The organism is Methanobacterium formicicum DSM 3637, from assembly GCF_000302455.1.
In the GTDB taxonomy this organism is placed as follows: Archaea; Methanobacteriota; Methanobacteria; order Methanobacteriales; family Methanobacteriaceae; genus Methanobacterium; species Methanobacterium formicicum_A.
Window position 1 is genome coordinate 117,815 of the sequence record NZ_AMPO01000009.1, and the last position, 22,415, is coordinate 140,229.

Sequence of the window (22,415 nt, forward strand, 5' to 3'; positions counted from 1 at the left end):
ATTTTGTTATTGCTTAAACTAAAATCCGGGCTATTTTTATAACACTATTGCCCTTAGAATAATTAAATCTTTTCATTTTAGAACTTAGTATTGGATTAGTAGTATAAATTTCATAATAAAAACAAAAAAATAAACCCATAGAATAATGGGTTCTTAAAGGTAGCTACGGTCCACATGGTCGTTGGGGACACCTTTTCTAACCGAATGCATCTTCTGGGAACTGGAAAGATCATTATTCATTGCCTGTTCAAAGGATTGATAACGTTCCAGAATCTGGTCTTCGATTGATATGGCATTTTTAACTGCAAAGTTTATGTGTTTATCCTCAATTAAAGTACTTCCATCCATAACTGCCATATCTCCCGCCATTCGTACCAGACCACCCAGATCTCTAAGTCTTAAAGTTAATGCATTTTTCTGGTCATCAATGATACTGGCTCTTTTTTTAGCCTCTTCCACAATTATTTCAACGGCACTTTTGGTGGCATGGGGTATCTTCCCGTCCATTTCAATTTCCTGAGCCACAAACTGAGCTATTTTTGCCTGGTTCTCATCAGTATCCGGCATGGTAGTGCGCATCAATATTTCATATCCTTCTCCCTGGATACGGGAACGCAATGGGGGTAATATGTATTGAATATCCCGAATATTACAGGCAGCTACAAATATGAAGTCACAGGGAACATCTGCTACCTTCACCGAGCTTCCTGCACTCTGGGGATTTCTGCCCACAATGGGAAAGACCTTGTCCTGCATGGCACTTAAGATATAACGCTGCAGGGGAGCTAAATGAACGATTTCATCAATGAAAAGCACCCCTTCATGTGCTTCATGAACCGCACCCGGAACAACTCGCTCATATGGTTGTGTTCCTAGATCAGGGTGTCCTCCATATGGATCATGACGTACATCACCCAGTAACTCTGTTTCACTGGCACCGGTAGCCTGTATGAAACTCTTACGATCTAAGGGGACAATGATGTTTTTGGGTTTTTCTTCAACCATTTCCCTTCTTTTTTCAAGGGCGTGCTGATCCAGTATCTTGATTTTATCTCCATCGGCACGTTCATAAATCACCACTTCTTCCCTACCCTGATTCATACGGGTGGTGGTAACCCTCTCTTGGGGAATGTTTACCGGTCCGTTGTTCACCTCAAACATTCCTAAAAGATCGCCTAAATTTTTTCTGCGGGCGTTAATATGAGAATATTTGTCTGCTCCACATTGGGGGCATATACTTTGATAGGCGTTGGTGTAACTTTCACAGTTAGGGCAACGGAATCCTAGACGTTCTGCTACCAGTTCTGGAACTTCTTGAGGAGAGACCAGATCCCCTTCTGCTCTTTGTAAATCCTTTATCTCACTTTCTCTTTCTTTCCGGGTTTTAATTTCTACGAAAGGCCTTTCTGGCCTTTCAGGATTGTGAACAACTGTTATTTCTTCTTGTGGTTCGGCCAGGTGAACTGAGATAGCCTGAGCAATGAGAGATTTTCCTATACCTGGTGGACCCACCAGGAGGAGATTTCTACGTTGTTTAGCAGCTATTTTAACAAATTTTATAATTTCATCATGACCAATTACTCTTTCCATGGGATCTTGAGGTATTTGAATATCTGCTGTGCTCTCGATATCTCTTAAAAATTCTTTTTTCATGTTTATGTACATGATCTCCCCTCAAATTTTTTTAATCCATTGGGTTCAAGTGAAGTCTAACTGAATTTAAAATAAATGAATTATTTATAATAATTGAATTTATGATAACTAAAATAAACGATTTGAATGAAAATAAATGTTTGATAGCAACCGGTTGATTTGTCCGATTAGCTATCTTTAAGAGGGTAGTTTCGTAAGTTGATACTCATTATTACCCATTACTGTAAATTTTATTAGTTTATCTGGTAATGGGTTTAGCGGGTGATGATTTTAAGTGGGCTGGGTTTTTTTACAACTTCACTCATGCGTACTGCTACAACCTGCTTTAAACCTTTTTCTTTGGCAACATCAATGAGTCTCTGACTCACCACTCCATCAAATACCACAGCATAGGCACCCTCATTTTGCAAAGATTTTATCTCATCGTATAAGGATTCCACTTTAACTTCTTTGAGGATGTTCAAAGCATCATCCAGGATCTCAGCATTGCCTGAGCCTTCCACATCTTTGAGTATTCCCTTGAGTAATTTAACTTTATCCGGGGTTTTGTCTACCTGTTTTTTTTCTGGTTTATCCAGTTTTATTCCCAAGTCATGGTAAATCTGTTCCACTGGTATTTTATCCCTTAAAGCTACCATAACTTCATCTTTGGTGAGGTCTTCCACTTCTTTACCCCGTGGAGCACGGGTCACGTAATCAAGTTCCCCTACCTGGAGCAGCTCCTTGAGAATAAGGTCGCCACCACGGTCACCATCTAAAAAGGCGGTTACTGTTTTTTTCTTGGTGAGTTCTGCCACTGTTTTGGGTACGCTTACTCCTTCCACTGCTATGGCATTTTTTACACCGTATCGGAGCAGGTTTAAAACATCGGCACGTCCTTCTACCACCAGAATTGCATCGGAGGATGCTACATTGGGACCTGCTGGGAGTTTGTCATGGCCAAAGTCAGTGATTTCATGGATGCGCATGGCCTCTTTAACCTCTTCAATCATTTTGAGGCTTTCAGGGGTGACTTCTTCCATCATTCCCTTGTATAGTTCTTTGGCACGGTCCACTACTTTCCTTCTTTTAACAGCCCGGACATCTTCCACTTTGTTGACCTGTATGTAGGCTTCGCAGGGTCCAACTCTGTTTATGGTTTCTAGGGATGCAGCCAGGATGGCGGTTTCCACACGATCTAGACTGGATGGGATCACTATTTCTCCTTTGGATCTGCCTGCTTTGGAGTTTATATTTACTTTAATCCGACCAATCCTACCAGTTTTTTGTAGTTCCCTTAAATCTAAATCATTACTTAACAGTCCTTCAGTTTGTCCGAATATAGCACCCACCACATCCGGTTTTTCCACAATTCCGTTAGCATTTATTTGAGCATGAATAAGATATTTAGTTGTACTGATTTCTTCTTTAGTTCCCATTTTTGGGCCTCCATCAATGTATAGATACTGCTGATAAAATGAGGCTTAATCATGCAGCCTGAAGTATCAGTATCTGGATAATACTACTAATGATAGTAATACCATTGCCCACCAGATGGGTTTTCTTCAAGTTCCAGCTGTTCCAGGTGCCGAGGGAGGCTCTCGATATCCTTAATAAAACGACGGGTAATTCCCATCAGAGTGTTCCTGAATCGGAGGTCTGGATGGGAACCGAGGCTTTGAATATCCTCTGATAATCTTTTGGCAAGTTGATTGCCTTTTCGATCAAAGTCAGTTAATATAACTACTCTTGATGATGATTGAGCTGCTATCTCCGCTATTTCAAAGAGTTTAAGACCCGAACCGGAAACTTTTATGAAATTACCATTTACCCCTAGTTCTCTCAAGGCCTTTTCATCCTTTTGACCTTCAATCAGAACTGGAATTCCCTGTTCCCCACAGATTTTAAGCTCTTCAATTAAACTGGACAACTTTATAAAACTCATGTTAAAGCCCTTTTGATGGTGCTAATAAGTATCTACAGAATAATATAACCCATCTCCTATATAAAATTAGAGTAATCAACAATACTTCTTTCCCACTAAAATTGTTTAAGCACTATTATATGGCTTAATATAATTAACAGTAACTTTTTTACTGATTTCAGGTTTTTTTAAATCATTATAGTAATTTTAGATATGTCATGTTAATTTTAGAGTGTTTATGTGCATAAAGTTTTATAATATTCCCAATAAAGAATTTATACATGGAGTTACACATGAAATTTAAAATAAAAAATTGTACTACAAATAACTGGAGGGCCTAAATTGGCAAAAGGTCTCATTAGAATAGTTTTAGACATATTAAAACCACATGAACCAACTTTACCCCATTTTGCTAAATTTTTAAGCGAAGTAAGTGGCGTGGAAGGGGTTAATGTTACTCTCATGGAAATTGACAAGGAAACAGAAAACATTAAAGTCACTATGCAGGGCAACGACCTGGACTTTGATGAAATAAGTAAAGCCATTGAACAGTACGGTGGTTCCATACACAGTGTAGACGAAGTTGTAGCTGGAAGAACTATGGTTGAAGAAGTAACAACACCTCAGGACTGATTTAATGGTCAGAAAAATGGAAATTTCTGCTGAATCATTGCTGAGAGATTTTTCATCCCATAAGATGGAAAAAAATATGGATTTTAATCTGAAAGATTTGGGTATCAGCACCTCCAACATTTCAGATGCCCTGAAAAATTTAACCGGCGAATATGGAGTTATTCCGGGTGTTAAACCAATCAAGGACGATCTGAAAATAAGTGGTAAGGTTGTTACTGTTAAAACACAACAGGATGATTGGGGAACCTCATTAAAAGCTGTTGAAACTGCTGAGGAAGGGGAAATAATTTTCATATGTTGTGATGGGGATGAAATTGGGGTTTGGGGCGAATTATTCAGTAAGTACGCTCAGGAAAAAGGAGTTCAATCCACAGTGATCTACGGCGCCATGCGCGATGTAGAAGCAGTGAAACAACTAGATTACCCTGTTTTTTCACGTTCTATTGTTCCCCATGCTGGAAAACCCCGTGCTGAAGGAGAAATTCGCATCCCCACAGAATGTGGAGGAGTTAAAGTTAACAACGGAGACTGGATCTTCGGAGATGATGGTGGAGTAGTAGTGATAGCTGAAGAAATTTTACAGAAGGTAATTTCAAAAGCACTTAAAATTAAAACGAATGAAGATGAAATACTCCATCAAATTGAAGACGGAAACTCTTTATCCGATATTTTAGGTATTTGATTGTTACGAATTAAACTTGTGAAATTTTTAGATTTGACCTTGTCTGATTAATTAATCATTTGCTTAATTTGATTTAAAGTGGTGATTAAATTCAAAAGCAAATTGTTTGATTATATCAGATTTAAGGATCGATTAATTTTTATAGAGGGTGTTTAATGCAGGATACTTATGAAATCATTCTGAAACATAAATGGAAGATCATTGCTACCTTTGCAGTAGCTGCTTTTTTGATATTCGCCATGACATTTCTCATAGGTTTCAATGATGTCATTACAACCCTTGAAAAGGCTAAATGGGATTGGATTGCCCTAAACTTTGTTCTGGAAGCAGGTATTATTTTGGTATGGGCTTGGAGGTGGAAGCTTATTCTGGATGTGGTGGACACTTCACCTAAATTCACCACCCTTTTAATGATGCTCCTGGCCAGTTTGTTTGGTAACAACGTCACTCCCAGTGCTGCAGGAGGAGAACCATTACGGGCTTATCTTCTAAGGGAAGTAGAAGGAGTGCCATTTGAAATTGGATTTGCAACCTCCACCGCAGACAGGGTATTTGAATTTCTTCCTTTCGTTTTAATATCCATTATCGCTGCTCTGTTCTTGCTCAGCTGGGACATACCTCCATTAACTCGAATATTCGTCATCGCCATGATTATCGTGTCCATAATAATATTCGGGATACTCATCTATGCCGGTTTCAGGAAAGAAATCACTCAAAGAATTATCATATCCCTTGCTAAATCCATTTACCCAACTGCGCTTCGTTTAAGTAAAAAAGACGTTTCATTTAATGAAATTAGAGAAAAAATAATATTTTACATTAACCGATTTTCTACTGGTTTTGTTACCGCATTACAGGATCGAAATGTGTTCTTCATAGCTTTCATTCTATCCTTTGTCATGTGGGGTTTGGATATGCTGAGAATGTACGTGTGTTTCGGAGCGTTAGGAGTATACCCTCCAGTATTGGCCCTGGTGATAATATACACCATTGGAATCTTGATCAGCCTCTTACCCTTACTCCCGGGTGCCTGGGGAATACGGGAAGCTACTTTAATCGGGCTTTTTGCAGTGGTTGGTGTTTCAGCAGACGTTGTGCTGGCAGCCAGCTTAATAGATCGTTTAGCCAGTTATATTATTCCCACCATACTGGGTGCTCTTGCAGCACTCTACTATGGACGTAAGGTTAAAAATAGAAGTGTTAACTTACCATCAACTGATTCTTAGAGCATAGATTAGTGAAAAGTAGGATACTTTTAGTGATCTTTTTTATAAATTTTTATAAAGCTATCGAAAGATTTATATAGGATGTTCTGAAGAATAAGGGTATATAAGATTTTCGGTTTAGTGCATGAAGAAACTTGGAAGCATACTACATTTGTCAAACAGAGAGCGAGTTATACTCCGATCGAACCAAACACCCGCTCTAGGATTGTCTGTTTTTAACTCCCGTAAGGAGAAAATAGGATTTATTCACGATGTCTTCGGACCCACCAAGGATCCCTATATCTCAGTGAAGATCCTTGCATCAATTTCTAAAAATTTTGAAAACAGAGTTGGAGATACACTTTATGTGCCTAAACAAGCCAAGAAGAAATGGGGGCGACGGAAACGAAGCAAGAAGTAGTTGAAAAAGTTCCTGAAACTGTCAAAGAAAAGGTAGAAGTTTCAGGGAAAGAACAGATGAAGCAGGATATGTCTGAGATTGAAAAGATCGAGACTAAATGTCCAGAATGCGGATCTGAGAAACTTATAAATGATCATGAACGTGGAGAAATCGTTTGTGGGGCATGTGGTCTGGTTATCGACGACAACCTGGTGGATATGGGTCCAGAGTGGAGGGCCTTCGACCATGAACAGCGTGATAAGAGGACCAGGGTAGGTGCACCTATCACTTACACCATACACGACAAGGGTCTTTCCACCATGATCGACTGGAGAAACAAGGATATCTACGGTCGGGACATTCCAGCCAGGAACCGGGCCCAGTGGTATAGGCTCAGGAAATGGCAGAGGAAAATCAGGATTTCCGGTGCAACTGAACGTAACCTGGCATTTGCATTAAGTGAACTGGACCGTGATTCATCCCGATTGGGACTTCCCAGAAGTGTGAGGGAAGCTGCATCAGTAGTATACCGTAACGCTGTGGAGAACAAACTCATCAGGGGAAGAAGTATCGAAGGAGTGGTGGCGGCATCACTTTACGCAGCATGCAGACGTTGCAATGTTCCACGAACCCTGGATGAAATTGCAGAAGTATCCCGGGTGAGTAAAAAAGAAGTGGGTAGAACCTACCGTTTCCTGACCAGGGAACTGAACATTAAACTACCACCCACCAGTCCAGTAGATTACGTACCCCGTTTTGCCAGTGAACTCAACCTCTCAGGAGAAGTTCAGTCCAAAGCCATAGAAATCATTGAAAAGGCCATGGAAAAAGGTTTAACCTCTGGAAGAGGACCTACAGGAGTTGCTGCCGCTGCATTATACATTGCATCAGTTTTACTCGGTGAGAGAAAAACTCAGCGTGATGTGGCTGATATAGCTGGAGTTACAGAAGTTACCATCCGTAACCGGTACAAAGAACTCACAGAACAGTTAGATATGGGTGTAACACTCTAATAGTGTAACACTCCCTAATTTGTTAACGTGAAATAGAGAAAGACCGAGATTAATACAAATATTTCTATTCTCCTCTATTTTCACAAAATTTTTATTTTCAAAATTAACCTATACCATTATATAAACTAAACTGCAAAATGAATAAAACACCAACAGATTCATGAACAATTTTTAATCAAATGAAAAAAGGAGACCTATTATGTCAGTAGACTTTTATAAAAAAATAATGGAAATATCAAAGGTAATGGAAGAAAAAGGTGACGGAATTAGTTACATCCGTAATAAAAGCGATGCTTACACCATTGGAACCAAAAAATACAGTGAAGAAATTGCCAAATACCTTGATGAAAACGTTGAATCATGGGAAGGTAGTGAAGCCCAGTTAACCAAAAAGAAAGGTAAAAATAAACAGTTAAACGGTAAAAAAGTAGGTTACCTCTGGAAAATCCCAGTTAAACAGGAAGAATAACTTCCTACTACCATACTTTTTTAAATTATTCTTTCTGATTTAATATTCTTAATTAATTCTAATTTCTTAATTAATTCTAACTAATTATTTCTTGAACCCTTCCTACTCTTCCGTCTTCAAGCCTAACCTTGATTCCATGAGGATGAGTGGAAGAACGAGTTAATAAATCTTTAACTATCCCTTTTGTTCTTTTTCCACTGCGTTGATCCTTTTTAAGTACAATGTAAACTTCAGATCCTACTTTAATATCTTTCCTGTTTTTACCGTTCTTTTGACTCATATTTACATCTCTAAATATTGTGATAAACTATCATAATTTAAGTGTCATAGCTTAATTAATCATGAACTAATAGTTTATAACCTAATTCATAACCTAATCCTTCTAAAGCCAATCATATAACCAATTGTATCCTATTTTAATTAACATGTGAAATAAAAATATTTAAATACTGATTTTTTTAAGTACTGAATTTTCTTTTAAATCAGGGCCATTAATATTTGGAATTATTGCAGGTGTTTCAAGTGTTTTTTGAGGACTTTATGTAAATTTTCTGCCCCTACTATCTCTTCAGAACCCATATCCCACTGTGAGGGGTATAGAATGAAAGGTTGGGTTTGTTCACCCCCTAACCCACCGTGACTACCCACTAATTCCTCAAAAGCTGCAACTTCATTAGATTCAGGATCATAAAAACTGTTAACCAGGATATCCGGAGCATACCTGAAACCATCAGTGCGCAAAAGATGTTTAAAGGCTCTTGGTCCAAATGGGGTTAATGGATCTTCCCCTTCAATGGTTCCATCTTTAAGATAATGAATTCCATCCTTCCCCACTGCCATTGGTCCTTGTTCCTTTGAATTGACCATTACAAATCCCACACCTTGGTGTTGAACCAGGCCCGGAATCAGATCAGGGTAGGTAGCCTTTATCTGTTCAAAAGTTAACCTTTCCAAATGTTCGGTTAAGTAGATTAATCCCAGATTTCCTGATGCCAGTACAATAACCTGAGCATTCTCAGAAGATATCTTCTTTTTGGGATGAATTTCCCCAATATCGTGACGTTGCAGGTAATCCAGAACTTTTCCCTTAATTACTGGAGCTTCATCAACCTTTTTTACTGCTGTATCAAACAGATATCTGCTTTCATCCACCACATGGTCGCTTCGATCCATTATATAACGTTTACTATCTTCTATGGGGCTCTGGAAAGCCTGGCCAAAGTGGTCTTCATTGGAGGAAAGTTCACTGTAGATCAGGGTTTCTGGGGGCATTAAATCCCGGACCAGATCCTCCAGACTCTGACCATACCTTTGCAGGAAAGTGGCTCCATTGGTTTGACCATGATCAGATTGAACCACCAGGTGGTAGGGGCGTGGTGCGTATTTTCGGGCGTTATCCAACCGATGAAACTGCATGTCCAGTTTTTTAAGAGCATAAAAAGCATCCCAATCCCGGGTTCCAGAGTGATGGGCTATTTCATCATATCCCAGGTAAGTTACATATGCAACATCAACTTTACCCTCAAGCATGTCCCCAATGACCACAGCTGTGGTTACTTCGCGTAGGAATACATTGGCTCCTGCTCTTACAAAGGGATAAATAAGACCTCTCTTTATACGGGGTTGGATATTTTTAATCCAGTGAACCAGCTGGGAGGCAAAGTCCAGTATAACATCCCATAGAAACAGGGCGACTATGCGGGCGAAATTTGATGGATAAGAGTAAACATAATACCATGCACGGGTATAGAATCTTCCCAGGTTTTTCAGCTGGCTGTAAGTGAAAATAACATCAACTGCATCTCCAGAGAACAGGTTTGTTCTGCTGGCCCCGTGGCAGGCTAAAAGTCCGTTTCCATCAGAGATTCTTTTTTCAATAACTGGGGCGTCAGATAATCCTGTTGAAACCATGATCTTATTGTTTTTATCTTTTTCCACCCACCTGAAAGCGGGAATATCCTGATTATTTCCGTGGAGGATTCCGGCCTGGCTGGCCCCTGTTTGACTCGAAAGGTCTGTTTCCCATGGTATCACTTCATGGGAGTCATCTTCTAACCACTTTTTAAGAGTGGGCATGGTCCCATTTTTAATGGCTTCCTTTAATATAGGGAAGGCCAGTCCATCTATTTCCAAGAAGATAACTCCAGGTTTTTCATTGAATTTGATTTTTCCCTTTTTTATCTTTCGGATAACATTCCGGTAATAAGTGGCATCATCATCAATGGTTAAAATTGCAGATAGGACCGCGGTTACTGCAGCCATGGCAATAGGGGCCAGTATTAGGGCAGGTCCCTGGATGGTGAATCCAGTTATTAATTCACTGGCCAGCCATATTAGGAATGCATTTAACAGCAATGCACCTATGCCCACCGTGAATACCATAAATGGTAGTAATATCCGTGCCAATAATGGCCAGAACAGGGCATTTAAAATTCCCACTACTCCTGCAGCGATAAATGCCGTAACCCAATCATCAAAATACAAGCCAATAGATAAATAATCAATGAACATGAATCCCAGAAATCCACCTAGCCACATAACCAGGGTTCTGCCTAACCAGTAGAACCTGGAATGGCCTTGAATCTGATCATACCAATCGATTGATTGTTTTTCTTTATCTTCCACTGGACTGATCCCCCATGTTAACTTCTCCCCAGACTGATCCTCAAGACATAACTTAACATTTCACCAACAAAATTTTCAAATAAAATTTATAGGAATATTTTCCATTACAGATTTGTGTATAAATATCACAATTTTTATCACAATTTTTCATTCAACCCCTTTTCATCACAAATTTAAAAATATATTCCCCTAACCTTAACTGGAATGATTTCTGATTACAGATATCTTCTGATTTCTGATTACAATACATCTTCTGGACATTTCAACGTGAATACTGTTATTTCAGGGGCACAGTTGATCCTCAACCAGAATACATTGGTCCCCAGGCCCCTGCTGGTGTACTGAACCATATCCCCCACCATATATTTACCAGCAGGATATTTAAAGAAATGGGGGCCACGGATGAATGTGCCCAGCCCGGGTATGAGGAATTGTCCCCCATGGGAGTGTCCAGATATTTGCAGGCTGAAACGTCCGGTGGTGGAGCTTATGTCTGCAAAGTCAGGTTCATGGGCCAGGAGTATGGCTGGTCCTTCTTCTGGGAGTTTTTCCATCACCAGATCAAGACGCTGTTTTCCTAACATCACACTATCCACTCCAGCTATGTGCAGAGGAGATTCATCATGATAGATAGTATGGAGATCATTGCTGACATCAATTATATCACACCGTCGCAATATTTCCCGTATTCTTCCAGCGTTCAGCCAGTGATCATGGTTCCCTAGAACTGCAAATGAGAATTCTTTAGGTTTTAACTTTTTTAATGAGTTTTCAAGGTCCTCGGCCACATCATCCAGTATGTAAGAAACGAAATCACCAGTTATAGTTACAGAATCTGGTTTTTCATTATTTACCATATTTATCACACCTTCAAGGTGTTCTGGTGTGATCCACTGGCCAAGATGTATATCCGAAAGATTTAACAGCCGATAATTGTGAAAAGCAGGATCAAGGTTGGGTATTGTAACTTCCACCTGTTCTATCTGGAAGTCTTTGTGGTCAAATTCTGGGTTGCCTATTTTATGACGCCAGTATGTCATTCCCCTCTGTAACTTCTGCCTGTATTTCAGGGCATTGGGATCTTTTTCTTCCATGTTTATACCTTTTTGTTAATTATATACTATTTTTGTTTTGAAGGACGGATAAATAGGGATGTTAAAAATCCTATAAAGAAAATAAGTGATACTGTGTCGAAAGCTGTTTTCATTGCATTGGCAAGTGTGGAATTGACAATTTTAAATGTGGTGGACGTTGGATTTAAACCCTTCAAATCTGTAGTTTGCATTTTATCTACCCACCCTACCAGGTTCTGGTGGATTTCTTCTGTGGTCACTCCAGGATAATTCTCCTGAACGGCAACAGCCAGCCCACTGAATGTTCCCAGTAAAAATACAACTCCTATAAGAGCAGTTCCAATAGAAGAACCTAAGTTTGCACCTGTGGAAATAATACCAGATGCATCTGACTGTTTGTCCTGACCGGCCGAGGATAATACTAGATTACCGGTAACTGGTAGGGCTAAGCCTAACCCCACACCTAACAAGGTGGTTCCAGGGATCAAATCAGTGATTTGAGTGTCTAAATTGAACTTGAATCGCAACAGAATACTTCCAGCCATGGCTACTAAAAATCCAATTGAAATCAGGTATTGGGGAGCAATTCGAGTTGATAATCTGGAGGAAGCTATCGAGAATATTAAAAGTCCAACTGTTAACGGTAACAGGGCTAAACCAGTAATGAATGCATTTGCACCGGTTACTATTTGCAGGAAAACTGGAATAACAAAAACAGCACCAGCCAGGGCTAGCTGCATTATAAGGCGGCTCAGATTACCCAGGGTGAAATTTCTGTTTTTGAATAATCGTATATCAGTTAAAGGTTTTTCATTCCTACTGATGATTTTTTTCTCCCTGAAATAAAACAATACCAAAAGGACTACACCCACACCCATTATAAACGGGGCTAACTTCCAGTATACAATGCCATTAAGAATTAAAACTCCTAAAACCAGGAATAAAATCCCGGAAGATGATAAGATAACGCCTATTTTATCTATTTCTGATTTTTTCATGGAAGGTGGGAAATATGATATTTTTCGGGATAATGCCAGTATCAATATCACTATAATCAGTTCCAGGGCAAATCCCCATCTCCATGTGTAAAAAGTGGTAAGAAAACCACCCAGGATCGGGCCGATGGCTGCAGCAATTCCTGCAATGGCGGTCCAGATACCTATGGCAAAAGCCCGGTCTTTCCCTTGATAAGTTCCAGTTATTATAGAAGCTGTGGCCGGGGTCATTAAAGCTGCACCTATACCCTCCAGAATAGACCAACCCAACAGTAACATTGCTGAATTAATGCTTAAAGCTGCTATTGTCGTTCCAACACCGTAAATGGCTGCGCCTACCAGAAAAGCCCTTTTTCTACCCCAAACATCCTGCATCTTACCACCAAGAAGCATTAGTGATGCCATGGTAAGAGCGTAAACTGAGATGATTATCTGAATTATACTAACCGTAGTGTTTAGATCCACCACCAGGTTGGTGATGGCCACATTCATAAATGTAGAGTCAAGGGCAATTATAAATGAGAATAATGAGACCAGTATCAGGACTGTCCAGCCAGCACTGGATGTTTTATTAGTTTTTTCCATGAGTTTCTTCCAGTATTTATTTTATTTGAAAAAATTTTCCAGGTTAGTATCTTACAATAACTCTTCCAGGATTATTCTCCTAAAATCTTCCAAGTTAGTATCTTACAATAACTCTTCCAGGATTATTCTCCTAAAATCTTCCAAGTTAGTATCTTACAATAACTCTTCCAGGATTATTCTCCTAAAATCTTCCAAGTTAGTATCTTACAATTACTATTCCGGGAGTATCTTCTGATAAGGATTTTGGTAGTTTCTCCATATATAAAATTTGTTAAAATCCTTCACCAGGATTTATAAACTTTTTTAAGATAATAAATCATTCAAAAAACAAAAAATATAGATTTTTTAGTTAATAAAAATATTTTCAGTTAAATTTCAATTAAACCATGTTCTCTATTTCATCGGCTATCTTCCAGTGTCCACCTTTCTTTTCAGCTCTTTTAATGAGCAATACTCCCAGTAAAGCACCAACAATTCCACCGGCAGTGTCAGTGAAAAGGTCGTTCATGGTGTCATCCAGTGGATCCTGAGTTGGTGAACCCTGCATTTGAGTGTTTCCTGTGATCTGTCCTATTGGACCCTGTGATAAATATTTATCATAGGTATATTCCCCCATTTCTAGTACTCCACCTAGTCCTATGGTTACAATAACAATGAGAATTGCCATCTCAACTAAAGAAGCTTTCAATCTACCGTAATAGTACATGGTGTAAACAATCATCATACCGATGAGTGCAATGTATAATGGTAGCATGAAGTGCATAAAATTATCATAATGAGGAATTTTAACGTACAATCCCAGTGCATCTCCACCAACCAGTTCAAACAAAACCATTGCCAGGAGTAAGAGTTCTATTTCAACGGGAATGGCTCGTATTCTATTTCCAGTGAAAACTCTAGGGCTGTTAATTATTACCAGAGCCACTAATATCAGTATTCCAAATATCCTTTCTGCACCATTTACCCCTCCAAAAATGGTGATATAAATACCAGCAACTAACAGGAATATACGCATTATTCTCAGCAAATTTTTCTGCAAAGGACTTGTATCTTCTGGATTTGGGTTTAAAAAGCTCATCTGTCAATCTCCCTACGTTTATAATTATGATACTTAAATTTAGATTCCATTTTTTTATAATCAATGAGTTCACTGGGTTTTATAATTAACTGGGTTAACTGGGGAATTCTATTAAAAAATAGTATCCTTATGTTAAGTGAGTCTTAACCGTCATGTTAACTTTTTCTATTTTTTTTAATTTTAATCAATATAGGGATAAACTCCATTTAACAAAGGAAATTTCTAGTTATAGGAATTTATTCCATTAAATACCAGAATATATCCATAATCTAATTGTTAAGAGAATGTTTTAATAGTAATTATAAAAAAATCAGGTTAAGATCAATATAAATAAATTGGGAATAATTAATATATAGATCATAATTATATCCAGATTTGGAAATAAAAATAAACAGATTTGGAAATAAAATTCAAACATAAATTTGGATAAACCAACAAACTCCGAAGAAAAATTAGAATTCATAATATACTATAATTCAGAGTAAAATAAGATTCACTTACCAGGTAGGTGTGTATGTGGAAAAGAAGGGATTTGCAGGGAGATTAAAAACATTATCCAAACCCACTGGCAAGCCAATGTGGAGTCAAGCATTTAAATCCATCATTTTAATGGTTTTAGCTGCGTTAATAGCTAAATCCCTGGGTTTTGATGATGGAATAAAAGCAGTCATGTTCATTACCCTCATCGCCACCATAATCATAGACCTACCCCTACCATTGCGGAAAATCATTCCCATGGCCCTGGTTGGATTTATAATGACTTTTTTAGCTTTTATAAGTTCTTCTCTGGCCCTTTCTAGTCTTCCTGTTTTTCTATTTTTCACAGTTATCTGGGCTTTTTTGAGCCTTTCCATGTACATCTTCAGTGAAACTTTCGGCCTTTTTGGTTTTATAATATTCTGTGGCTACTTCCTGTCAGTGGCTCTGGTTAATAAGGGTGCTTCCACACTGGAATGGGGACTTTACATAATTTTAGCTTATCTGGTTGCATCAATCCTTTTCATACCAAAAATATGGGGGAGAAAGAAAGACATTTCCAAAATGATTGCTTCTCCTTTCGTTCCAGAAACCTCTCTTGAGCGGGTTTTATCAGTTCGCCAGGCATTATCTGGAATTCCCCTTGATAGGAAGGATTATGAACTATTCAGAATTGGAAATTACCTAACCGGGTTTAGGGGTTACAGTAAATTGATGTTTTCCCGTTTATCCAGCCAATCTCAGGAATTGCTCAAGAGTTTCATGGATGCAGTTAATAAAAGCAGCCTGGAAATTGCAGGGAGTATTACCAGTACTCCCAGTACAGTTCAACTGGAATCAGTAGATCAGGAAATTGAAAATATACAAAAATCAGTTAATTCCAGCGATCCAAATAACAAAGCCCTGGTGGAAGTGTCTACAGAAATTAAAACTTTACTCCAGAAGGCCAATGCCCTGCTGATAGAAAAATATCATTCCAGTGAAAAATTAAAGATACCTTCACCTCAAAGTTCTCTTAAAGAAGTTTTAAGTGCTAATTTTAATCTGGAGAACATGTACATACGTCACGCTCTGAGGTTCTCCCTGGCACTTACTCTGGGACTCCTGGTGGTGTATTTAACCCATGGACGTGACGCACTCTGGGTTACCATGGGTATTTTAATCATAATCAAACCAGATGTTACCAGTACCCTTAACAACATAATTTTAAGGGTTTCTTTTAATGTATTTGCCATACTCCTGGCCATACTGCTTGGATTCCTCTTCCCCCACTATGCATTATTCGGGTTAGCTTTCCTTATGCTTTTCCTGTTCAGAGCATTCTATCCCAGTTATATGGGACTTTCAGTCATGTTCCTTTCCATATTCGTGGTGCTGATATGGCCCAATGGACCGGTGTGGGAAAATGCAGTAGCCCGTATAATTGACATAAGCATTGGTGCCATTATAGCATTCGTATGTGCATATCTCATCCTGCCCAGCAGGATGACCGTGGACCTTCCGGGACAGATTGCTAAGGTCATCCATGCTAACCGTGAATATGCAAATGCAGTTATCCCTGATGGAGATAGGGAGTATGATCATGAAAATGCAGTCAAGTATTTCAGGAAATATATGTTAGAAGAAAAAAACCTTGAATCCGCTATTAAAAAGGTTGATGATACATTTAATGATGTGGATGATGATGTATCATTGTATCATGAACTAAGTGCAGTTAATAAAAAATTAGCAGCAGATATTTCTAGTATTGCCACATTAATTGAATCAAAGCCTTTACCAGATATTTACCGGTTTAAAGAACAGTTAATTGATTCTTTGAACGAACTGGCTCTTTCTATCAACAAAAATGTGGTGCTTCCCAGGGCAAATATCAATCAATCTTACAGGGATTCTGATGTTGCTGAAACATCAACCCTTGAAAGTTATCTGGACTGGGTTCGCAATGATGTTAAATTCCTGCAGGAAGGAGTGGAACTGGGGCATAAAACTGGGGCACTGGAACGATACCGCGATATGACTTAAATTTAATGACCAGTATTAGTACTAATTGACCTGGAATAAAACTAATCAACTCTTATTAAAACTGTTATAATAATTGACCATTCAAAAAAAATTACTATCACTTAATAAAGATTCACTATCCTTTCAGGAAGATCATACTGCCACTTAAGGAAGAATTCATTGAAGGAAGAATTTATTGATAATATAATTCCATGGGCAGTAATTTCCATAGGAGATATTCAGATCATAGAACAGAGTAATGTAATCCATAGGGGAAGTAATGTAGTTCCGTATGATACTGATTAATAAAATGTAGCTCATAAAAAGGGTAATAGAAAAAAATATTTGATGGTAAGTATCGGGTGAAACCATGAATAGTAAGCTGCATCATAATTTGGAACTGGTCCTGGAAACAATTTTCCTGATATTTATATTCCTAGACAGTTTTCTTCTTTTTACTAGTGTATTTTTGCCTCTAAGGGGAAATTCATACGTTAGTATTGCTTACTTTGACTTGATAACCAGTGCACTACTTTTATTAGGATACTGGATCCAGCAAAGAAGGACCAAGTCAAAAACAGGGTATTTGAAAAGGAACTGGAACGGAATCATAGCAATTATCCCCATATATTTCATAGGAATTGTTATTCTAGGCATCAATGAATCTTCAATCATTATTAAAGTATTGGCATTAATTAAAGTACTTACACTAATAATGGCCGCCCGCCAGGTGGGTAGAGCAGTAGACCAATTTGTTTCAAAAAGTAAGTTGGTTTACGGATTTGCATTCTTTGTAGTTGTACTTTTAGTCTGTTCAGTGGGATTCTTTTTACTTGAAACTGGAGTTAACCCTGAAGTTACCACCTACGAAGACTCTTTATGGTACGTTATCCAGACCATAACCACTGTCGGATACGGAGATGTGGTTCCAATCACCCAATGGGGACGTTTAATTGGAGTAATTGCCATGATAAGCGCTATTGGTATTTCCAGCCTGTTAACTGCAGCCACTACTTCTTCTTTAATGGATAAACTGCGTGAAGACCGTGAAAAACTTGCCAAGTCCAGTGTGGATTTTACCAAGAAACTTGATAAAAGAGTTCAGGATATGGAATCGAAGATGGCAAAAGAAGAAAATGTTAAAGAAATTGAAGCTAGTTTAAATGAGATTAAATCTGAAATAAATGAGATTAAAGATCTTTTGAATAAAATAAACAGGTAAATATTGATAAAATAAATAAAAGAAAATAGGATAAAAAGGAAATATTAAATATTTCCTAAAATCCTAAACAGTCTGTTTAAGAAACAGTTTCTGTTTAAACTTCTGTTCTATGGTTTTTGCTTCTCTAATTATTCAAGTAACGCAAATATACCACTTAGTATCAGCCAGATACCAATTAAAGCTCCTAAGTAAATTGGGTCAAAGGCTAATGTTCCCAGAATTATGTACAGTATACCCAGTATTATTCCAAGGATACCTGCCCATGTGGCGTTTTTAAAGTCATTACGTGATAGCAAAGAGATAATTCCAGCTATTATCAGGAATATACCTGCCAGGTATAACAGGAATCCTGCTAAGAATGCGAATATTGCAGGATTGAAAATCAGCCCTATTCCCACAATAAGGACAATTATACCCAGGATCACATTCATGATTCCCGCAGATTTACTGACCTCCATCTGGGATCCACCAACAATTAAAAGCCAGACAGCGATCATTAACACTACGAATCCGGTTAACACACTTGCAGCCACAAGACCTGCTAGTGGAAACGCTAAAACTATTAAACCAAGAATTATTGCTAAAATACCTAATACAACGTTTTTCATCAAACCCCTCCATTTATTTTTGAGTTAAATCCGTATTTAACCATGAATATTTTATTTATGAATATATAAAAATATTGCTATTTAAAGGAACAACAATTAAAAAAAATGTACTTAAAAATCTCTAAAAACTGGTTCTAATGATAACCGTGCGATTTCAAATTAAGAGAAACAACACCGGGAGAAAAATAAAAAAAATAATAAAATATATTTCCGAATTCAAAGTTTTATCCTGTTGTATTTTACGATGTTTTTTTGGATTTTTCAGGTTTTTCTGAGGGTATGACGAATATCTCCATTATACCAGCTAATATTAAGAAAGCCCCTAGAATTATGGCTAGGAATAGAGGGTTAGCAACATATATGCCCACTATAAAGTATAAAATACCAAATATTATCCCTAAAATTCCTATTCCTTTTGATTTTAAATCTTTTCCTGAAAATAGTGCCATGAAACCTGCAATTATCAAAAAAAGGCCTACAATGTAAAGTGCTAAAAATGTTAAAAATTCAAAGACACGTACATCTCCCAAAAATACGATACCAAACAGAACTGCAATAATTCCCAGCAATAGATCAGCTATGCCTGCTGCAAGGTTCTTCTCCCAAACATGAAAACTCTGTGCGAAAAACCATATCCCTAAGAAGATTATTCCAAGGCCCATCAAAACACTGAAAGTGAGCACACTGACCAGTGGGAAAATAATAACTATAAGACCCAGAATTATGGCTAAAATACCAAGTAATGTGTTTTTTCCTTCATTCATGATACAACCTCCCAATACTGTAAAAAGTCCCCATTTATTCTAAAAATTTTTTTGTCAATTCATTTCATTGAGGAAATGATTAATAATTACTATGTCGGGTTTAAGATTTAAAGTTTACATTTGTAGAGTCCATCAATGGGGTTTATATCTAGTCTTATGAACTATTCTGGGAAAAAAACTTATAACATTAGTTATAAAATGTTAGAAATGTATGGGGCTTGTTTGGAACCTTTTGGAGGTTGATAGATATGGCTGCAGGCAAAAATGTTTTGTTAGGAATTTTAGCGATAATATTAGGTTTAATAGTCATTGCGTTTCCATTGATAAGTGTTTTCACATTCAGTGTTCTGGCAGGAATGGGAGTACTCATTCTGGGTATTTGGTTTTTGGTCCAAGCATTTTCAGTGTGGGAAAGCAGTAAAGGAATTAGTATTGCCTATTTAATCCTGGGAATTATTGCCATCATAGCAGGAATAGGATTAGTAGGAAATATACTTGCATTGAGCTTCTTAGCTAGTTTCATACTCTATTTAGCTGGTTTCTTCCTATTCATATCCGGTGTGATTACACTATTCACCGGAGAAGGAGGATCTGCCAAAGGAGTAGGTGTTTTAGGAATCCTGATTGGTATTATATACTTGATTTTAGGATTATACGCTTGGGATCCCTTCTATTTAGCATTGTTAATTGGTATCTGGCTGATAATCAGCGGAATCTTCGAGATATTTAAACCTCAAGAAGAAGCCAGCGCAGATACTACTGAATAAAAAAATCCTAAAACAAGCCCCCACACCACTTATACAATCACTACCAGAAAAATAACGTAGCAACAATAATATTCCATGAATTTTATCATAAGGTTAGGACCATCATAAACATGACCATAATAAGTTATGACCATTAAAATGAATTCTTCTTAAAATAAATCGTCTTGATTAAAAAAACCCATTATAAAAAGAATATGATAAAATATTTTCATATCCCTTATTATTGATAATTTACACTAAAGACAGAGCTGATGTTAAATGGGAATATATGCCTTGTCCTGGAAAAATTTACGCCGAAACAGGCTAAGAAATCTATCCACCGTTTTAAGAATATCCTTGGGAGTTATAATACTCCTCATCCTGGTGAGTTCTGGGTTGGGAATAAGCAGTGTTATTGAAAAATCAGGAACATCAAATGGAAAGATATTAGGACAACAATCCAACCAGACAGATAATGAAAACGAAACCAGCACTGTAACCACGGCAGTTAACTATTTAAACTCATTTTTAGGAAGTACTTTCACAGAAAACCAGTTATTAAGTCGTTTAGAGACAATTTTAGTTGATTTTGTTTATATTTTAGATGGTTTGGCCAGTATTGCCCTTTTAATTGGTGTTTTGGGTATTATGAATACAATGGGATTCAACCTCTCTGAACGAAAAAGAGAAATAGGACTCCTTAAGTGCATGGGATTTACAAAAAGACAAATTTTTATTAGTTGCACTCTTGAATCCGGTTTACTAGGACTAATAGGATCAATAATTGGAGTGATAATTGGTACTTTAGGAATCTGGCTAATATCTGCCTTTTTAAAACCAGATTTTTTCACCACACTACTTCCATTCTGGCTATTTGTGGGAACCATTGCCATCACCACCATCTTAAGCCTGGTTCTAGGCCTGTATCCTGCCTGGTTCACATCACAAATTAAAGTAGAGGAGGCTCTTCTCTGTGAATACTGAAACACCTATACCCGCTGAAGACTCCATAAACGTGGAAGAGCCCACAAATAGTGAAGACCCCCTAAATATTGAGGATATTCTAATATTTAATGGTGTTAGTAAGGTTTACAGGAAGGGCGGAGTGGAAAAAGTGGCCCTCAACAATTTATCCTTTAAGCTTCATCCCCACACCCACACACTAATAACCGGCTCATCAGGAGCAGGTAAAACATCCTTAATATATCTTGCTGGCCTTATCAAAAAACCCAGTGAGGGTAAAATATATGTTAAAGGAAGTTCAACCAATGATCTAGGAGAATCAGAGCGTTCCACCCTTATTAAAAATGAGATCGGTTTGATTTTTCGACGATCAAATCTCCTACCTTACCTTTCTATTTTAGAAAATGTAATGCTTCCAATGATATCATCAGACCCGAGTAAAGCAGAAGAGTTGTTAGAAAAAGTAGAAATTGAAAATTGGAACAGATTTCCCCGTGATTTATCCATTGAAGAAGAACAGAAAGTTGCCCTGGCCCGTTCTCTGGTAAACGATCCTGCCCTCTTACTTGCTCATGAACCAACTGGAGAACTGGATTGGGAGGAAACTAAAAATTTCATGGAACTTTTAAGAAAAATGGATAATGTTACCCTTCTTATGACCAGTGACCAAAAATCACTTGGCCAATTCTTTCAAAATACCCACGAACTTAAATATGGAATACTTAAACATTTATCCTCGTCTGAATAAACATTTGATTGGGATAAATCTCAGAATACTAGATAAATCTTCAAGATATACAGAATAAGTCTTCAGTTTTCAAAAATTAGATCCTTCAAAAAAAGATCTTCAAAAAAAAGATCCTTACTTATTTTTTCCTTCACTTAAATTCCAAAGATACTTCATTATTCAGTAAGATCACTAACATACACTTAAGATTAACAATACCTACACCAGAATATAAGAAGACGAATGAAAGAGGAGATCATAAATGCAAATAAGGACACATATAACGTTGCCCTTATCCAGTTTTTAAGCCCCTAGTCTTAAGTATTCTTAAATTTTATTTTTGATCCTTTCTCTCGTGTTCCCTAAATTAACATCCATTATTTTTCATATATTAATTCATACTTCATTTCCCTATGCCATTAATGCCCAAGATGGCAATCCATGGCAATCCATGGCAATCCATGGCAATCCATGGCAATCCATGGCAATCCATGGCAATCCATGGCAATCCATGGCAATCCATGGCAATCCATGGCAATCCATGGCAATCCATGGCAATCCATGGCAATCCATGGCAATCCATGGCAATCCAT

Annotated in this window: 22 protein-coding genes; 12 read left to right on the forward strand and 10 right to left on the reverse strand. The window is 37.7% G+C overall.

Annotation, left to right across the window (positions count from 1 at the left end; all coding sequences use genetic code 11):
- Positions 1-153: 153 nt before the first annotated feature.
- The 3 genes from A994_RS10170 to A994_RS10180 form a co-directional block, all read right to left on the reverse strand.
- Positions 154-1,665 carry an ATP-binding protein gene (locus tag A994_RS10170; protein ID WP_004031487.1) on the reverse strand — a complete coding sequence of 504 codons (1,512 nt, stop codon included), beginning with the start codon at positions 1,663-1,665 and terminating at the stop codon, positions 154-156.
- 242 nt (positions 1,666-1,907) lie between these two features.
- The gene (gene dnaG / locus A994_RS10175) at positions 1,908-3,071 is read right to left on the reverse strand and encodes a DNA primase DnaG (protein ID WP_004031489.1); all 1,164 of its coding nucleotides are present in this window, start codon (positions 3,069-3,071) and stop codon (positions 1,908-1,910) included.
- Positions 3,072-3,157: 86 nt separating this feature from the next.
- Positions 3,158-3,577, reverse strand: a complete 420-nt coding sequence (locus A994_RS10180) for a toprim domain-containing protein (RefSeq protein ID WP_004031490.1) — start codon at positions 3,575-3,577, stop codon at positions 3,158-3,160.
- A 321-nt stretch (positions 3,578-3,898) separates the two neighbouring features.
- Between A994_RS10180 and A994_RS10185 the strand changes: the two genes are divergently transcribed.
- The 6 genes from A994_RS10185 (at position 3,899) to A994_RS10205 (ending at position 7,958) form a co-directional block, all read left to right on the forward strand.
- Positions 3,899-4,189, forward strand: coding sequence for a DUF211 domain-containing protein (locus A994_RS10185; RefSeq protein ID WP_004031491.1), 291 nt, complete (start codon positions 3,899-3,901; stop codon positions 4,187-4,189).
- A gap of 4 nt (positions 4,190-4,193) precedes the next feature.
- Positions 4,194-4,871, forward strand: a complete 678-nt coding sequence (locus A994_RS10190) for an RraA family protein (RefSeq protein ID WP_004031492.1) — start codon at positions 4,194-4,196, stop codon at positions 4,869-4,871.
- 155 nt (positions 4,872-5,026) lie between these two features.
- Positions 5,027-6,097, forward strand: a complete 1,071-nt coding sequence (locus A994_RS10195) for a UPF0104 family protein (protein WP_004031494.1) — start codon at positions 5,027-5,029, stop codon at positions 6,095-6,097.
- Between the two features lie 124 nt (positions 6,098-6,221).
- Positions 6,222-6,497, forward strand: coding sequence for an H/ACA ribonucleoprotein complex subunit GAR1 (locus A994_RS13080; RefSeq protein ID WP_004031495.1), 276 nt, complete (start codon positions 6,222-6,224; stop codon positions 6,495-6,497).
- A gap of 56 nt (positions 6,498-6,553) precedes the next feature.
- Entirely contained in the window at positions 6,554-7,489 is a 936-nt protein-coding gene (locus A994_RS10200) for a transcription initiation factor IIB (protein WP_048204215.1), read from the forward strand.
- A 199-nt stretch (positions 7,490-7,688) separates the two neighbouring features.
- Complete coding sequence (locus A994_RS10205) at positions 7,689-7,958, forward strand: hypothetical protein (RefSeq protein WP_004031497.1); 270 nt, start codon at positions 7,689-7,691, stop codon at positions 7,956-7,958.
- 76 nt (positions 7,959-8,034) lie between these two features.
- Here the strand turns inward: A994_RS10205 and A994_RS10210 are convergent, their stop codons facing one another.
- From A994_RS10210 to A994_RS10230, 5 genes are all read right to left on the reverse strand, one after another.
- Positions 8,035-8,238, reverse strand: coding sequence for a YwbE family protein (locus tag A994_RS10210; RefSeq protein ID WP_004031498.1), 204 nt, complete (start codon positions 8,236-8,238; stop codon positions 8,035-8,037).
- 224 nt (positions 8,239-8,462) lie between these two features.
- Complete coding sequence (locus A994_RS10215) at positions 8,463-10,583, reverse strand: phage holin family protein (protein WP_004031499.1); 2,121 nt, start codon at positions 10,581-10,583, stop codon at positions 8,463-8,465.
- Positions 10,584-10,822: 239 nt separating this feature from the next.
- Positions 10,823-11,677, reverse strand: coding sequence for a metallophosphoesterase (locus A994_RS10220; protein ID WP_004031500.1), 855 nt, complete (start codon positions 11,675-11,677; stop codon positions 10,823-10,825).
- Positions 11,678-11,703: 26 nt separating this feature from the next.
- Positions 11,704-13,236, reverse strand: a complete 1,533-nt coding sequence (locus A994_RS10225; RefSeq protein WP_004031501.1) for an MFS transporter — start codon at positions 13,234-13,236, stop codon at positions 11,704-11,706.
- Positions 13,237-13,615: 379 nt separating this feature from the next.
- The gene (locus tag A994_RS10230; protein ID WP_004031502.1) at positions 13,616-14,314 is read right to left on the reverse strand and encodes a hypothetical protein; all 699 of its coding nucleotides are present in this window, start codon (positions 14,312-14,314) and stop codon (positions 13,616-13,618) included.
- Positions 14,315-14,830: 516 nt separating this feature from the next.
- Here A994_RS10230 and A994_RS10235 point away from each other — a divergent pair.
- The 3 genes from A994_RS10235 to A994_RS10240 all read left to right on the forward strand — a co-directional run bounded on the left by A994_RS10235 (position 14,831) and on the right by A994_RS10240 (position 18,014).
- Positions 14,831-16,813, forward strand: a complete 1,983-nt coding sequence (locus tag A994_RS10235) for an FUSC family protein (RefSeq protein WP_004031503.1) — start codon at positions 14,831-14,833, stop codon at positions 16,811-16,813.
- Between the two features lie 159 nt (positions 16,814-16,972).
- The gene (locus A994_RS13630) at positions 16,973-17,098 is read left to right on the forward strand and encodes a hypothetical protein (RefSeq protein WP_272942739.1); all 126 of its coding nucleotides are present in this window, start codon (positions 16,973-16,975) and stop codon (positions 17,096-17,098) included.
- A 64-nt stretch (positions 17,099-17,162) separates the two neighbouring features.
- Entirely contained in the window at positions 17,163-18,014 is an 852-nt protein-coding gene (locus A994_RS10240) for a potassium channel family protein (RefSeq protein ID WP_004031504.1), read from the forward strand.
- Between the two features lie 128 nt (positions 18,015-18,142).
- Here the strand turns inward: A994_RS10240 and A994_RS10245 are convergent, their stop codons facing one another.
- Both A994_RS10245 and A994_RS10250 read right to left on the reverse strand, forming a co-directional pair.
- The gene (locus A994_RS10245) at positions 18,143-18,622 is read right to left on the reverse strand and encodes a DUF308 domain-containing protein (RefSeq protein ID WP_004031506.1); all 480 of its coding nucleotides are present in this window, start codon (positions 18,620-18,622) and stop codon (positions 18,143-18,145) included.
- Positions 18,623-18,861: 239 nt separating this feature from the next.
- Positions 18,862-19,386: a DUF308 domain-containing protein gene (locus tag A994_RS10250; protein ID WP_004031507.1), complete on the reverse strand. Its 525-nt coding sequence runs from the start codon at positions 19,384-19,386 to the stop codon at positions 18,862-18,864.
- A 248-nt stretch (positions 19,387-19,634) separates the two neighbouring features.
- Between A994_RS10250 and A994_RS10255 the strand changes: the two genes are divergently transcribed.
- From A994_RS10255 to A994_RS10265, 3 genes are all read left to right on the forward strand, one after another.
- Positions 19,635-20,153 carry a DUF308 domain-containing protein gene (locus A994_RS10255; RefSeq protein WP_004031508.1) on the forward strand — a complete coding sequence of 173 codons (519 nt, stop codon included), beginning with the start codon at positions 19,635-19,637 and terminating at the stop codon, positions 20,151-20,153.
- 258 nt (positions 20,154-20,411) lie between these two features.
- The gene (locus A994_RS10260) at positions 20,412-21,116 is read left to right on the forward strand and encodes an ABC transporter permease (RefSeq protein WP_004031509.1); all 705 of its coding nucleotides are present in this window, start codon (positions 20,412-20,414) and stop codon (positions 21,114-21,116) included.
- Complete coding sequence (locus A994_RS10265; protein WP_004031510.1) at positions 21,106-21,843, forward strand: ATP-binding cassette domain-containing protein; 738 nt, start codon at positions 21,106-21,108, stop codon at positions 21,841-21,843. The genes A994_RS10260 and A994_RS10265 overlap by 11 nt, the downstream gene beginning before the upstream one ends.
- Positions 21,844-22,415: the final 572 nt, after the last annotated feature.

Coding starts and splice junctions, on each gene's coding strand:
- A994_RS10170 (WP_004031487.1), bottom strand. CDS start 1,665: ATGTACATAAACATGAAAAAAGAATTTTTAAGAGATATCGAGAGCACA.
- dnaG (WP_004031489.1), bottom strand. CDS start 3,071: ATGGGAACTAAAGAAGAAATCAGTACAACTAAATATCTTATTCATGCT.
- A994_RS10180 (WP_004031490.1), bottom strand. CDS start 3,577: ATGAGTTTTATAAAGTTGTCCAGTTTAATTGAAGAGCTTAAAATCTGT.
- A994_RS10190 (WP_004031492.1), top strand. CDS start 4,194: ATGGTCAGAAAAATGGAAATTTCTGCTGAATCATTGCTGAGAGATTTT.
- A994_RS10195 (WP_004031494.1), top strand. CDS start 5,027: ATGCAGGATACTTATGAAATCATTCTGAAACATAAATGGAAGATCATT.
- A994_RS13080 (WP_004031495.1), top strand. CDS start 6,222: ATGAAGAAACTTGGAAGCATACTACATTTGTCAAACAGAGAGCGAGTT.
- A994_RS10200 (WP_048204215.1), top strand. CDS start 6,554: ATGAAGCAGGATATGTCTGAGATTGAAAAGATCGAGACTAAATGTCCA.
- A994_RS10205 (WP_004031497.1), top strand. CDS start 7,689: ATGTCAGTAGACTTTTATAAAAAAATAATGGAAATATCAAAGGTAATG.
- A994_RS10210 (WP_004031498.1), bottom strand. CDS start 8,238: ATGAGTCAAAAGAACGGTAAAAACAGGAAAGATATTAAAGTAGGATCT.
- A994_RS10220 (WP_004031500.1), bottom strand. CDS start 11,677: ATGGAAGAAAAAGATCCCAATGCCCTGAAATACAGGCAGAAGTTACAG.
- A994_RS10225 (WP_004031501.1), bottom strand. CDS start 13,236: ATGGAAAAAACTAATAAAACATCCAGTGCTGGCTGGACAGTCCTGATA.
- A994_RS10230 (WP_004031502.1), bottom strand. CDS start 14,314: ATGAGCTTTTTAAACCCAAATCCAGAAGATACAAGTCCTTTGCAGAAA.
- A994_RS10240 (WP_004031504.1), top strand. CDS start 17,163: ATGAATAGTAAGCTGCATCATAATTTGGAACTGGTCCTGGAAACAATT.
- A994_RS10245 (WP_004031506.1), bottom strand. CDS start 18,622: ATGAAAAACGTTGTATTAGGTATTTTAGCAATAATTCTTGGTTTAATA.
- A994_RS10250 (WP_004031507.1), bottom strand. CDS start 19,386: ATGAATGAAGGAAAAAACACATTACTTGGTATTTTAGCCATAATTCTG.
- A994_RS10255 (WP_004031508.1), top strand. CDS start 19,635: ATGGCTGCAGGCAAAAATGTTTTGTTAGGAATTTTAGCGATAATATTA.
- A994_RS10260 (WP_004031509.1), top strand. CDS start 20,412: ATGGGAATATATGCCTTGTCCTGGAAAAATTTACGCCGAAACAGGCTA.